This is a genomic window from Salmonella sp. 741265073_HBA, from assembly GCF_046569105.1.
Lineage (GTDB): Bacteria > Pseudomonadota > Gammaproteobacteria > Enterobacterales > Enterobacteriaceae > Salmonella > Salmonella enterica.
Genome location: NZ_JBKFRY010000001.1, coordinates 442705 through 454887, shown reverse-complemented (window position 1 = coordinate 454887; position 12183 = coordinate 442705). Strand labels below are relative to the sequence as shown.

At 54.6% G+C, this 12183-nt stretch carries 12 protein-coding genes; 10 read left to right on the top strand and 2 right to left on the bottom strand.

Going from position 1 to position 12183, the window contains the following annotated elements; genetic code table 11:
- Position 1: 1 nt before the first annotated feature.
- The gene (locus tag ACLD3P_RS02355) at positions 2-1030 is read right to left on the bottom strand and encodes a Mal regulon transcriptional regulator MalI (RefSeq protein ID WP_000951918.1); all 1029 of its coding nucleotides are present in this window, start codon (positions 1028-1030) and stop codon (positions 2-4) included.
- A 172-nt stretch (positions 1031-1202) separates the two neighbouring features.
- Between ACLD3P_RS02355 and malX the strand changes: the two genes are divergently transcribed.
- The 3 genes from malX (at position 1203) to add (ending at position 5196) form a co-directional block, all read left to right on the top strand.
- Positions 1203-2795 carry a maltose/glucose-specific PTS transporter subunit IIBC gene (malX, locus tag ACLD3P_RS02350; RefSeq protein WP_023179786.1) on the top strand — a complete coding sequence of 531 codons (1593 nt, stop codon included), beginning with the start codon at positions 1203-1205 and terminating at the stop codon, positions 2793-2795.
- 9 nt (positions 2796-2804) lie between these two features.
- The gene (locus ACLD3P_RS02345) at positions 2805-3977 is read left to right on the top strand and encodes a MalY/PatB family protein (RefSeq protein WP_411006685.1); all 1173 of its coding nucleotides are present in this window, start codon (positions 2805-2807) and stop codon (positions 3975-3977) included.
- A 217-nt stretch (positions 3978-4194) separates the two neighbouring features.
- Positions 4195-5196 carry an adenosine deaminase gene (gene add / locus ACLD3P_RS02340; RefSeq protein ID WP_000565565.1) on the top strand — a complete coding sequence of 334 codons (1002 nt, stop codon included), beginning with the start codon at positions 4195-4197 and terminating at the stop codon, positions 5194-5196.
- Between the two features lie 74 nt (positions 5197-5270).
- Here add and ACLD3P_RS02335 read toward each other — a convergent pair whose 3' ends face one another.
- The gene (locus tag ACLD3P_RS02335) at positions 5271-6311 is read right to left on the bottom strand and encodes an oxidoreductase (protein WP_024154894.1); all 1041 of its coding nucleotides are present in this window, start codon (positions 6309-6311) and stop codon (positions 5271-5273) included.
- Between the two features lie 207 nt (positions 6312-6518).
- Between ACLD3P_RS02335 and blr the strand changes: the two genes are divergently transcribed.
- The 7 genes from blr (at position 6519) to rsxD (ending at position 12181) form a co-directional block, all read left to right on the top strand.
- On the top strand, positions 6519-6644 hold the full coding sequence (gene blr, locus ACLD3P_RS02330) for a division septum protein Blr (RefSeq protein ID WP_001708800.1): 126 nt from the start codon (positions 6519-6521) through the stop codon (positions 6642-6644).
- A 297-nt stretch (positions 6645-6941) separates the two neighbouring features.
- Positions 6942-7157, top strand: coding sequence for a transcription modulator YdgT (gene ydgT / locus ACLD3P_RS02325; protein WP_000217946.1), 216 nt, complete (start codon positions 6942-6944; stop codon positions 7155-7157).
- 88 nt (positions 7158-7245) lie between these two features.
- Positions 7246-7686 (top strand): DUF2569 domain-containing protein, encoded by a 441-nt coding sequence (locus ACLD3P_RS02320; protein ID WP_000214061.1) that lies wholly within the window; start codon positions 7246-7248, stop codon positions 7684-7686.
- 76 nt (positions 7687-7762) lie between these two features.
- Entirely contained in the window at positions 7763-8344 is a 582-nt protein-coding gene (gene rsxA / locus ACLD3P_RS02315; RefSeq protein ID WP_000133179.1) for an electron transport complex subunit RsxA, read from the top strand.
- On the top strand, positions 8344-8922 hold the full coding sequence (gene rsxB, locus ACLD3P_RS02310; RefSeq protein ID WP_001092600.1) for an electron transport complex subunit RsxB: 579 nt from the start codon (positions 8344-8346) through the stop codon (positions 8920-8922). The genes rsxA and rsxB overlap by 1 nt, the downstream gene beginning before the upstream one ends.
- The gene (gene rsxC, locus ACLD3P_RS02305; protein WP_411006367.1) at positions 8915-11122 is read left to right on the top strand and encodes an electron transport complex subunit RsxC; all 2208 of its coding nucleotides are present in this window, start codon (positions 8915-8917) and stop codon (positions 11120-11122) included. The genes rsxB and rsxC overlap by 8 nt, the downstream gene beginning before the upstream one ends.
- Positions 11123-12181, top strand: a complete 1059-nt coding sequence (rsxD, locus tag ACLD3P_RS02300; protein ID WP_000231891.1) for an electron transport complex subunit RsxD — start codon at positions 11123-11125, stop codon at positions 12179-12181.
- Positions 12182-12183 lie beyond the last annotated feature (2 nt).

Genomic DNA, 12183 nt, shown 5'->3' with positions numbered 1-12183 from the left:
TCTACTTTTGCGTTACCAGGCGAGCGGCTATCGTTTGACTCCGCACATGGTGCTCGTCGTGAGCAATACGCTGCAATATTCGTTCGGCCAGGGTATAGCCTATTTCTCGCGCCGGCGTACTGGCCCAGATAATCGGCAGGTCGTCGAGGGCGTTCTCCGCCACATCAGCAAACGCCGCCAGCGACACCTGCTGCTCGAAATAACGATCGACACCGCTCTCGCCACTCTGTCGTCCGGCTCTCAGTAGGCCAAACCACGCCCCCATCGCAATGGTTTCGTTGTAACAAACGACAGCGCTAATGGTCGGATTGTATCGCAACAGCGCGGTAATGCTTTCTGCTGCCTGTTTCTGACTGGAAGCGCATTCCACGACCCACTCGCTGTGAAACGGTAGACCGTATTTTAACAACGTCGCGCAATAGCCGCCCACGCGCTCCGCACGGGTTAAAGATGCGCTTTGTCCTCCCAGCCAGGCGATGCGCTGATGGCCCTGACGAATAAGGTACTCCGTCAGGAGCTGCGCCGCCTGCATGTTGTCAGGCCGAACGGTATCCGCATCATCAAGATAGCTGGCGCGTGACGCAAACACGACAGGAATTCCTTGTGCGTCGGCCTGCGCTCTCAGCGCTTCGCTACTGCCCGCCGCACCGGCGATCACCATGCCATCCACGCCCTGATTAAGCAGCATGGTAAAACGCTGATTTAGCTGTTCGCCATCTTTCCCCCCGTGCAGGAGAAAAACCATACGGCCTTGCGCTTCCAGCGCTTCCGTTAACCCGGCGGTCAATTCGGCATAAAAGGGTGCCGATAAATCACGCACGATCAAACCGATAACGCCGCTTTGCCCGCCACGCAGCGCGGACGCCTGGCGGTTACGCACAAAGCCCAGTTGCTCAATTGCCGCGTTCACGCGCTCGCCGGTCGCGGCCGATATTCGCCCCTTGCCGCTCAGCACTAAGGAAACGGTGCTCACCGACACGCCAGCCGCCAGCGCAACATCGTGGATAGTGATTTTTTTGGCGATAGCCATGTCAACAAATCGCTCCAGAATCTGACAGATAAAACGTTTTACCTATCCGTTATCTTTATACGCGTTATTATCGGTCAGTAATGTGATTAATGCCGCACTAAAATTTGATAAAACGTTTTATCTTTTCGCCATCATAACCTGACACCAGCCTTTATTAACAAGGAGTCGTTAGATGACGACGAAAACCACGCCAAAAATAACGCTATGGGAATTTTTCCAGCAACTGGGTAAAACGTTTATGTTGCCCGTCGCCTTGCTCTCGTTCTGCGGCATTATGCTCGGTATCGGCAGCTCGCTTAGTAGCCACGACGTTATCACCCTGCTCCCCGTGCTGGGTAATCCCTTGCTACAGGCTATCTTCACCTGGATGAGTAAAGTAGGTTCTTTTGCCTTTAGCTTCCTGCCGGTGATGTTTTGTATCGCGATTCCGCTCGGTCTGGCGCGGGAAAACAAAGGCGTCGCCGCATTTGCCGGGTTCGTCGGTTATGCGGTAATGAACCTTGCAGTCAACTTCTGGCTCACGGCAAAAGGCATTCTGCCGACCACCGATGCGGCGGTGCTGAAAGCCAATAACGTACAAAATATTCTGGGCATCCCCTCTATCGATACCGGCATCCTCGGCGCCGTTATCGCTGGTATTATTGTCTGGATGCTGCATGAACGGTTTCATACCATTCGTTTGCCGGATGCGCTGGCTTTTTTCGGCGGTACGCGTTTTGTACCTATCGTTTCCGCCGTTGTGATGGGGCTTGTCGGCCTGGTTATCCCGCTCGTCTGGCCGGTTTTTGCGATGGGAATTAGTGGACTGGGTCATATCATCAACAGCGCCGGCGACTTTGGACCGATGATTTTCGGCACCGGCGAGCGCCTGCTGTTACCTTTTGGTCTGCACCATATTCTGGTAGCGCTGATTCGCTTCACCGAGGCGGGGGGTACGCAAGAGGTATGCGGGCATACCGTGAGCGGCGCATTGACTATTTTCCAGGCCCAACTCAGTTGCCCAACGACGCACGGCTTCTCTGAAAGCGCCACTCGCTTCTTATCGCAAGGCAAAATGCCGGCGTTTCTCGGTGGGTTGCCGGGCGCCGCGCTGGCAATGTACCACTGTGCCCGTCCAGAAAACCGTCCTAAAATTAAAGGATTATTGATTTCCGGTTTAATCGCCTGCGTTGTCGGCGGTACAACGGAGCCGCTGGAATTCCTGTTCCTGTTCGTAGCGCCGGTGCTGTACGTTATTCATGCTCTGCTGACCGGACTAGGCTTTACCATCATGGCTATTCTCGGCGTCACTATCGGCAATACGGATGGCAATATTATTGACTTTGTGGTGTTTGGCATCCTGCATGGTCTGTCAACAAAATGGTATCTGGTTCCGGTAGTGGCGGCGATTTGGTTTGCGGTTTACTACGTCATTTTCCGCTTCGCCATTACACGCTTTAACCTCAAAACACCGGGGCGCGAAGCGGAGATCGCCACCAGCATTGAAAAAGCGATCGCTGGCGCGCCAGGAAAATCCGGCTACAACGTGCCTGCTATCCTGGCGGCATTAGGCGGCACGGAAAACATCGTGAGTCTGGACAACTGCATCACCCGCCTACGTCTGTCCGTGAAAGATATGTCGCTTGTCGATGTCCAGGCATTGAAGGACAATCGTGCGATAGGCGTCGTACAGCTCAATCAGCATAATTTGCAGGTGGTTATCGGCCCACAGGTTCAGTCGGTAAAAGATGAAATGGTTGGTCTGATGAATACCGTTCAGGCATAAGGAAGAGATATGTTCGATTTTTCACAGGAAGTTGACCGTCGCGGAACGTGGTGTACGCAGTGGGATTATGTCGCCGATCGTTTTGGCGAGGCCGATCTACTCCCCTTTACGATCTCGGATATGGATTTTGCCACCGCGCCGTGTATCCTGGAGGCGCTAAACCAGCGCCTTTCCCACGGTGTGCTGGGCTATAGCCGCTGGAAAAATGAGGCGTTTTTAGGGGCGATTACCCACTGGTTTGCGACACGCCATCAGACCACGATAGATGCCCACTCCCTCGTATACGGCCCCTCCGTTATCTATATGGCGTCCGAGCTTATCCGCCAGTGGTCCGACGAAGGCGATGGCGTGGTAGTTCATACCCCCGCTTACGATGCTTTTTATAAGGCGATTGAAGGCAACCATCGCATCGTCACTCCCGTCCCGCTGGAGAAAGAAGGCAACGCCTGGTATTGCGATATGGCCAAACTAGAGGCGGCGCTGGCGCGTCCGGAAAGCAAAATCCTGCTGCTGTGCAGTCCGCAAAATCCCACCGGTAAAGTGTGGACGCGTGACGAGCTGGAAACGATGTCAACGCTGTGCGAGCGCCATGGCGTACGGGTGATTTCCGATGAAATTCACATGGATATGGTATGGGGAAACCTGCCGCATATTCCCTGGAGCAATGTCGCGCGCGGAGACTGGGCGCTGCTCTCCTCCGGCTCGAAAAGCTTCAACATTCCGGCATTAACCGGCGCTTATGGAATCATTGAAAATAGTGAAAGCCGTGAACGCTATCTGGCCGCCTTAAAAGGGCGCGACGGCCTCTCTTCGCCAGCGGTGCTCTCGCTCACGGCGCATATTGCCGCGTATCAGCACGGCGCGACGTGGCTGGATGCGTTACGCGCCTCGCTGGCGGCTAATATGCGCTATATTGAGCAGGCGCTGAATGGCGCCGTTCCGACGTTGAACTGGCAAGCGCCGCCATCGACCTATCTGGCCTGGATTGATCTCCGTCCACTCGGCATTGACGATCAAAAATTACAGCACACGCTCATTCATCAGGAGAAAGTCGCCATTATGCCCGGCGATACCTATGGCGCCGAAGGCCGGGGATTTGTGCGTCTGAATGCCGGATGCCCTCGCCTGAAACTTGAAAAAGGCGTCAACGGATTGATTAACGCTATCCGCACCGTTCGCTGATACTGTCTACAAGCGGTGGGCTGACCCTTTATCCTAAGATGCGATAACAGAGACAACCCCCGTGAGCTGACTGGGGGCGCGTTAAAGAGAATGATACAAAATTTCTCCCGCGCTCTCGCGAAGTTGCAACGTAATGACTCCGTTTTTGCAAAATTTCCAGAGCATTATCAATCTGTAGTATAATGGTGCGCACTTTTATTAAAAATTGAGTGCGCCCATGATTGATATTACGCTTCCTTTGACTGACATCCACCGCCACCTTGATGGCAACATTCGCGCCCAAACAATTCTGGATCTTGGTCGGCAGTTCAACATCGCCCTTCCCGCCCAAACGCTGGAAACGCTGATTCCGCATGTCCAGGTCACCTCAACCGAACCCGATTTAGTGAGCTTTCTCACGAAGCTCGATTGGGGGGTAAAAGTCCTGGCATCGCTTGACGCCTGCCGCCGTGTAGCCTTTGAAAATATTGAAGATGCCGCACGTAACGGCCTGCATTACGTCGAGCTTCGCTTTTCGCCCGGCTATATGGCGATGGCGCATCAGTTACCGATCGCAGGCGTGGTTGAAGCCGTTATCGACGGCGTACGCGACGGCTGTAACACGTTTGGCGTCGAGGCGCGACTCATTGGCATTATGAGCCGTACCTTCGGCGAGGCGGCATGTTTACAGGAGCTTGATGCGCTGCTGGCGCACAGAGAGAAAATCACCGCGCTGGATTTAGCCGGTGATGAGCTGGGCTTTCCCGGCAGTCTGTTTTTGTCGCACTTTAATCGGGCGCGCGATGCGGGCTGGCATATTACCGTTCACGCTGGCGAAGCCGCAGGGCCGGAAAGTATCTGGCAGGCGATTCGCGAACTGGGGGCCGAACGTATCGGACATGGCGTAAAAGCTGTCGAAGATCGCGCGTTAATGGATTTTCTTGCACAGCAGCGTATCGGTATTGAATCCTGTCTGACCTCGAATATTCAGACCAGTACCGTCGCATCGCTGGCAGATCATCCGCTCAAAACCTTCCTTGAGCATGGCGTTCTCGCCAGTCTTAATACGGACGATCCGGCTGTTCAGGGCGTAGATATTATCCATGAATATCACGTCGCCGCGCCAGCGGCAGGATTGAGCCGCGAACAGATTCGCCAGGCGCAGATTAACGGTCTGGAAATCGCCTTTCTGAGCGATGGCGAAAAACGTGCGCTGCGCGAAAAAGTGGCCGCGGCGTAAAATTGCTTTATTGATGCTAACGCCCTCTCTCCGCCTGCGGTTTAATGCTATCCCAGGCGGAGAAATGCGACATCTCAGGCAAGACACAGCGTCGCGCGATGTTTTGCCGATTCCATGCCCAGTTCAATCAACTCCATAATTTGAATCGCCTGACTTGCCGGCACGGGATTTTCACCGTTACCGTTTAACGCATCGCGGATGGCGGCATAATATGCCGGATAGTTACCCGGCAACGTAAGCCAGTTTTCTTCTTTGCGCGTCTCTCCCTCAACCAGGGTCAATACGCCGTCACGCATGTCGTATCCCCAGTCTTCCTGCGGTAAACGCTCGCCGTTTTTTAACCGTTCTTCCTGGGGATCGAGGCCATATTTTACATAGCTACCGCGCGAACCATGAACGATGTATCGCGCGGATTCCGCCGCGGCCAGCATCGTACCGTGCAAAATCACGCGGCGCTGGGGGTAGGATAAAATCGCGTGGAAATAATCTGTAGATTGCGCGCCCGGACGCAGTTGCGCTAAATCCACCGTCATGCTGACGGGCAGGCCAAAAAGTTGAATGGCCTGATCCAACAAGTGCGGCGCCAGATCGTACCAGATACCACTTCCCGGCCCGCCTTGTTCGCGCCAGCGGTCGCGCACCTGGGGACGGAATCGATCAAAGTGGGATTCAAACAAGGACACCTCGCCGAGCACGCCATCCGCCAGCAAGGCTTTCAGCGTCAAAAAATCGCTGTCCCAACGTCGGTTGTGGAAGACGGAAAGTACCCGGCCAGTACTCCGCGCAAGCGCATCCAATTCTCGCGCCTGTGACAGTGTCACGGTAAAAGGTTTATCAACCACCACATGCTTACCGGCTTCCAGCGCAGCTTTCGCCAGCGGGAAATGGGTATCGTTGGGCGTCGGGATCACGACCAGGTCGATATGCGGATCGTTAAATAAGTGTCGGGGCTCAGAGACCACGGAGACCGCCGGCCAGTCTGCTTTCACTTTTGTTTCATCGCTGCTGGATACCGCCGCAAGCTCTAGCCCTGGCGTTCCCATAATTAAGGGCGCATGAAAGGTTTTACTGGCGTAGCCATAACCGATTAACCCAACGCGGATTTTGTCATTCATCTCACTGCCTCCGGTTTTAGATATCGCTATTCCACACCATCGTGCGACTAGCCGCAATAGCGTCCTGACCATCAACGTAGCATCAAATGATTAACTTGTTACAGAACAAAGGCTGAAATCGTTTCCCTCCCTCTTGCCGACCGTTCGCCAGGAAAGTAACATTTACCCTCTGTGTTTATGGATAAATCAAAGCAAATGTCGTCAATAATGAATCGTCTTATTGAATTAACTGGGTGGATAGTTCTCGTTATCTCAGTCATTCTTTTAGGTATTGCCAACCATATTGACAATTACCAACCACCAGAGCCCACGGCTTCCGTCCAGAAGAAGTAAGCGTCAGATAATGTAAAGGCATTTTCGCGTGGTACGGTAAGCGGCGCCCCGGGGGGTGCAAAGAAAAGTCAAAAACCGGCAAAAAAAACGAAATATGTCCTATCTGGTCTGACGTTTATTGCCTGTTGTAGGAAAGCGCGTTAACCTTTCGCCCCAGGCGCCATGTGGCGCCTGACTCTTTACCGGTAAGAATATTCCCTTTTTACCTGCACCCCTGACCTCTCACTGGTGCGGTTTTGTTTATTTTTTATCAGTGACTACTCCGTTGGCATTATATTTAATATGGATCAACTTTATATGACTGTTCAGGATTATCTATTAAAATTCCGCAAAATTAGTTCGCTCGAAAGTCTGGAAAAACTGTTCGACCACCTTAACTATACCCTTACTGATGACATGGACATTGTTAATATGTATCGCGCTGCAGATCACCGCCGTGCCGAACTGGTTTCCGGAGGACGCCTGTTTGATGTAGGTCAGGTTCCGCAATCCGTCTGGCGCTATGTGCAATAAAGAAAGTAGCGTTTAACATCAAAAACCTTATAATATTTGCCCCAAAATGAGCGGCATGACCGTTAACGCGCGTAACCCCGGAGAAGATATGACTACAACACCGCCACAACGAATTGGAGGCTGGCTTCTTGGCCCGTTAGCCTGGCTGTTAGTCGCGTTGTTGAGCGCCTCGCTGGCGTTATTACTCTACGTTATGGCGCTTGCCACACCGCAAACGTTCAAGACGCTTAGCGGACAGGAAACCGGTAATTTACTGCTATGGGGCATTTCATTTATTACCGCTATCGCCATGTGGTACTATACCCTGTGGTTGACGATCGCATTCTTCAAGCGCAGACGCTGCGTGCCGAAGCATTACATTATCTGGCTGCTGGTGTCGGTGTTACTGGCGGTTAAAGCATTTGCCTTTTCGCCCGTCTCAGATGCCTTTGCCGTGCGTCAGTTACTCTTCCCACTGTTGGCGACGGCGCTCATTGTGCCTTATCTCAAACGTTCAGCGCGCGTTAAAACAACGTTTGTTAATCCGTAATAACCCTACAGTTAACCTGTTGTCGCCTGTGGTAGTTTGACAGATAATAGGCGGCTTTTTTATTTCAGGCCGAAACATGACTGATTACCTGCTGCTCTTTGTCGGAACTGTACTGGTCAATAACTTTGTACTGGTCAAATTCCTGGGCCTTTGTCCCTTTATGGGCGTATCCAAAAAACTGGAAACCGCCATGGGGATGGGCCTCGCGACGACCTTTGTCATGACGCTGGCGTCGATATGCGCCTGGCTTATCGACACCTGGATACTTATTCCGCTGGATCTGATTTATCTGCGGACGCTGGCCTTTATCCTCGTCATTGCTGTGGTCGTGCAATTTACCGAAATGGTTGTACGGAAAACCAGCCCGGCGTTATACCGCTTGTTAGGCATCTTCTTACCACTGATTACCACTAACTGTGCGGTTCTGGGCGTAGCGTTACTGAATATTAATCTCGGTCATCACTTTCTTCAGTCGGCGCTGTACGGGTTTTCCGCCGCCGTCGGTTTTTCATTAGTGATGGTTCTGTTCGCCGCCATCCGCGAACGCCTTGCCGTGGCGGATGTGCCCGCCCCTTTTCGTGGTAACGCGATAGCATTGATTACCGCAGGATTAATGTCTTTGGCCTTTATGGGCTTTAGTGGTTTGGTGAAGTTGTAATGAATACTATCTGGATTGCCGTTGGCGCCCTGACCCTTCTGGGCCTGGTGTTCGGCGCCATTCTGGGTTATGCCTCCCGCCGATTCGCGGTTGAAGATGATCCGGTTGTTGAAAAAATCGATGCGATTTTGCCGCAGAGTCAGTGTGGTCAGTGCGGCTATCCCGGCTGTCGCCCCTACGCCGAAGCCGTGGGTCTCCAGGGCGAGAAAATCAATCGTTGCGCGCCCGGCGGCGAAGCCGTCATGCTGAAAATGGCAGAGCTGCTAAACGTAGAGCCGCAACCATGCGATGGTGAAGAACAGCAGGCTGCGCCAGTACGTATGCTGGCAGTTATTGATGAAAATAACTGCATTGGCTGCACAAAATGCATTCAGGCCTGCCCGGTTGACGCCATCGTTGGCGCAACGCGCGCCATGCACACGGTCATGAGCGATCTCTGTACTGGCTGTAATCTGTGCGTCGATCCGTGTCCGACGCACTGCATCGAATTACGTCCGGTGAATGAGACGCCCGACAGTTGGAAATGGGATTTGAACACCATTCCCGTTCGCATCATTCCCGTGGAACAACATGCTTAAACTATTTTCCGCTTTCAGAAAAGATAAAATCTGGGATTTCGACGGTGGTATTCATCCGCCCGAAATGAAGACCCAGTCAAACGGCACGCCGCTGCGCCAGGTGCCTTTAGCGCCACGCTTTGTTATCCCTTTAAAACAGCACATTGGCGCTGAGGGCGAGCTGTGCGTTAGCGTCGGCGATCGCGTGCTACGCGGCCAGGCGCTTACCCGTGGACGTGGGAGAATGCTGCCGGTACACGCGCCCACCTCCGGGACGGTTATCGCTATTGCCCCCCACTCGACGGCACATCCTTCGGCGCTGGCGGAGTTAAGCGTCATCATTGATGCCGACGGCGAGGACCGCTGGATTGAACGCGAGGGCTGGTCTGATTACCGCGCCCACAGCCGTGAAGCGCTCATTGAACGCATTCATCAGTATGGCGTTGCCGGGCTTGGCGGCGCAGGGTTTCCCACCGGCGTTAAATTGCAGGGCGGCGGCGATAAAATCACTACGCTTATTATCAATGCCGCAGAGTGCGAACCTTACATTACGGCGGACGATCGTCTGATGCAGGACTGCGCCGCGCAGATTGTGGAAGGTATTCGCATCCTGGCGCATATTCTGCAACCCCGTGAGGTATTAATCGGCATTGAAGATAACAAACCGCAGGCTATTTCCATGCTGCGCGCCGTACTGGCTGACGCCCACGATATTTCGTTACGTGTGATCCCAACCAAATACCCTTCCGGCGGCGCAAAACAGCTCACCCAAATACTGACGGGAAAACAGGTTCCCCACGGCGGGCGCTCCTCTGATATTGGCGTGCTGATGCAAAACGTCGGTACGGCTTATGCCGTTAAACGCGCCGTGGTTGACGGCGAACCGATCACAGAACGCGTTGTCACCTTAACGGGTGAAGCGGTAAGCCGTCCGGGTAACGTCTGGGCGCGGCTCGGCACTCCCGTTCGTCATTTGCTTAACGATGCCGGGTTCTGCCCTTCCGCTGACCAGATGGTCATCATGGGCGGCCCGTTGATGGGATTCACCCTTCCCTGGCTTGACGTACCGGTCGTAAAAATCACCAACTGCTTGCTGGCGCCATCCGTGACTGAAATGGGAGCGCCTCAGGAAGAGAAAAGCTGTATTCGTTGCAGTGCTTGCGCTGACGCTTGCCCTGCCGACCTTTTACCGCAGCAGCTTTATTGGTTCAGCAAAGGGCAGCAGCATGACAAGGCTACCGCTCACCATATTGCTGATTGTATAGAATGCGGCGCCTGCGCCTGGGTCTGCCCCAGTAATATTCCGCTCGTCCAATATTTCCGTCAGGAAAAAGCGGAGATTAATGCGATCAGGCTTGAAGAAAAACGCGCCGCCGAAGCCAAAGCACGTTTTGAGGCTCGTCAGGCAAGACTGGAGCGCGAAAAAGCCGCCCGCCTTGCACGTCATAAGAGCGCAGCGGTACAACCAGCGGCAAAAGATCAGGATGCCATTGCCGCTGCGCTGGCGCGGGTAAAAGAGAAACAGGCGCAGGCCACGCAACCGGTGGTTATTCAGGCGGGTAGTCTGCCAGACAATAGCGCCGTCATCGCGGCCCGTGAAGCGCGTAAAGCGCAAGCGCGCGCTAAACAAGCCGCTCATCCGATGGCTGACAGCGCGATACCCGGCGACGACCCGCGTAAAGCTGCAGTGGAGGCAGCCATCGCCCGCGCCAAAGCCCGTAAGCAGGAGCAGCAGGCCGGAAGCGAACCTGCCGAACCGGTCGATCCGCGTAAAGCCGCGGTGGAGACAGCCATCGCCCGCGCCAAAGCCCGTAAGCAGGAGCAGCAGGCCGGAAGCGAACCGGTCGAACCGGCCGATCCGCGTAAAGCCGCAGTGGAAGCGGCTATCGCCCGCGCCAAAGCCCGCAAGCAGGAGCAGCAGACCGGAAGCGAACCTGCCGAACCGGTCGATCCGCGTAAAGCTGCGGTGGAAGCGGCCATCGCCCGCGCCAAAGCCCGCAAGCAGGAGCAGCAGGCCGGAAGCGAACCTGTCGAACCGGCCGACCCGCGTAAAGCCGCGGTGGAGGCGGCTATCGCCCGCGCCAAAGCCCGCAAGCAGGAGCAGCAGGCCGGAAGCGAACCTGCCGAACCGGCCGACCCGCGTAAAGCCGCGGTGGAAGCGGCCATCGCCCGCGTTCAGGCAAAAAAAGCAGCACAGCAGCAGGTAGTTAACGAGGATTAAATGGTATTCAGAATCGCAAGCTCGCCTTATACCCATAACCAGCGCCAGACATCGCGAATCATGTTGCTGGTATTAATCGCCGCTCTGCCGGGGATTGCCGCGCAGACGTGGTTTTTTGGTTGGGGAACGCTTTTCCAGATCGTTCTGGCTGCCATCACGGCGCTCGTCGCGGAAGCCATTGTCCTTAGACTGCGCAAACAATCGGTCGCCAGTCACCTACAGGATTATTCCGCGTTATTGACGGGGCTTTTGCTGGCGGTCAGCATCCCTCCGCTCGCGCCCTGGTGGATGGTCGTGCTGGGAACCGGATTCGCCATTATTATCGCTAAACAGTTATATGGCGGGCTGGGACAAAACCCCTTTAATCCGGCAATGATCGGTTACGTGGTGCTCTTAATCTCCTTTCCGGTGCAAATGACAAGCTGGTTGCCGCCTTATGAAATAGCCGCAACAACGCCCGATATGCTGGACACGTTGCGGATGATTTTTACCGGGCATACCGCCAGCGGCGGCGATATGACACTGCTACGTATTGGTATTGACGGTATCAGCCAGGCGACGCCGCTGGATACGTTTAAAACGTCCTTGCGCGCCGGGCACTCCGTTGAGCAAATCATGCAGTACCCGATATACAGCGGCGCGCTGGCTGGCGTGGGCTGGCAGTGGGTTAACCTCGCCTGGCTTGTCGGCGGCGTATTCCTGCTGTGGCAAAAAGCTATCCGCTGGCATATCCCGGTCAGTTTTCTACTGACGCTGGCGCTATGCGCCGCGTTAGGTTGGCTTTTTTCGCCCGCTACGCTGGCCTCGCCGCAGCTTCATCTGCTGTCAGGCGCCACCATGCTGGGCGCATTTTTTATCTTGACGGATCCGGTTACCGCCTCCACGACCAACCGTGGACGTTTAATTTTCGGCGCGCTGGCTGGGGTATTAGTGTGGCTGATTCGTAGCTTCGGCGGCTATCCGGACGGCGTTGCTTTTGCTGTCCTGTTGGCGAATATCACGGTTCCTCTGATCGACTACTACACGCGCCCCCGCGTCTATGGACATCGCAAAGGATAAAC

Excerpts from the sequence above, each read along its gene's own strand:
- ACLD3P_RS02355 (WP_000951918.1), bottom strand. The coding sequence starts at position 1,030 with ATGGCTATCGCCAAAAAAATCACTATCCACGATGTTGCGCTGGCGGCT.
- malX (WP_023179786.1), top strand. The coding sequence starts at position 1,203 with ATGACGACGAAAACCACGCCAAAAATAACGCTATGGGAATTTTTCCAG.
- ACLD3P_RS02345 (WP_411006685.1), top strand. The coding sequence starts at position 2,805 with ATGTTCGATTTTTCACAGGAAGTTGACCGTCGCGGAACGTGGTGTACG.
- add (WP_000565565.1), top strand. The coding sequence starts at position 4,195 with ATGATTGATATTACGCTTCCTTTGACTGACATCCACCGCCACCTTGAT.
- ACLD3P_RS02335 (WP_024154894.1), bottom strand. The coding sequence starts at position 6,311 with ATGAATGACAAAATCCGCGTTGGGTTAATCGGTTATGGCTACGCCAGT.
- blr (WP_001708800.1), top strand. The coding sequence starts at position 6,519 with ATGAATCGTCTTATTGAATTAACTGGGTGGATAGTTCTCGTTATCTCA.
- ydgT (WP_000217946.1), top strand. The coding sequence starts at position 6,942 with ATGACTGTTCAGGATTATCTATTAAAATTCCGCAAAATTAGTTCGCTC.
- ACLD3P_RS02320 (WP_000214061.1), top strand. The coding sequence starts at position 7,246 with ATGACTACAACACCGCCACAACGAATTGGAGGCTGGCTTCTTGGCCCG.
- rsxA (WP_000133179.1), top strand. The coding sequence starts at position 7,763 with ATGACTGATTACCTGCTGCTCTTTGTCGGAACTGTACTGGTCAATAAC.
- rsxB (WP_001092600.1), top strand. The coding sequence starts at position 8,344 with ATGAATACTATCTGGATTGCCGTTGGCGCCCTGACCCTTCTGGGCCTG.
- rsxC (WP_411006367.1), top strand. The coding sequence starts at position 8,915 with ATGCTTAAACTATTTTCCGCTTTCAGAAAAGATAAAATCTGGGATTTC.
- rsxD (WP_000231891.1), top strand. The coding sequence starts at position 11,123 with ATGGTATTCAGAATCGCAAGCTCGCCTTATACCCATAACCAGCGCCAG.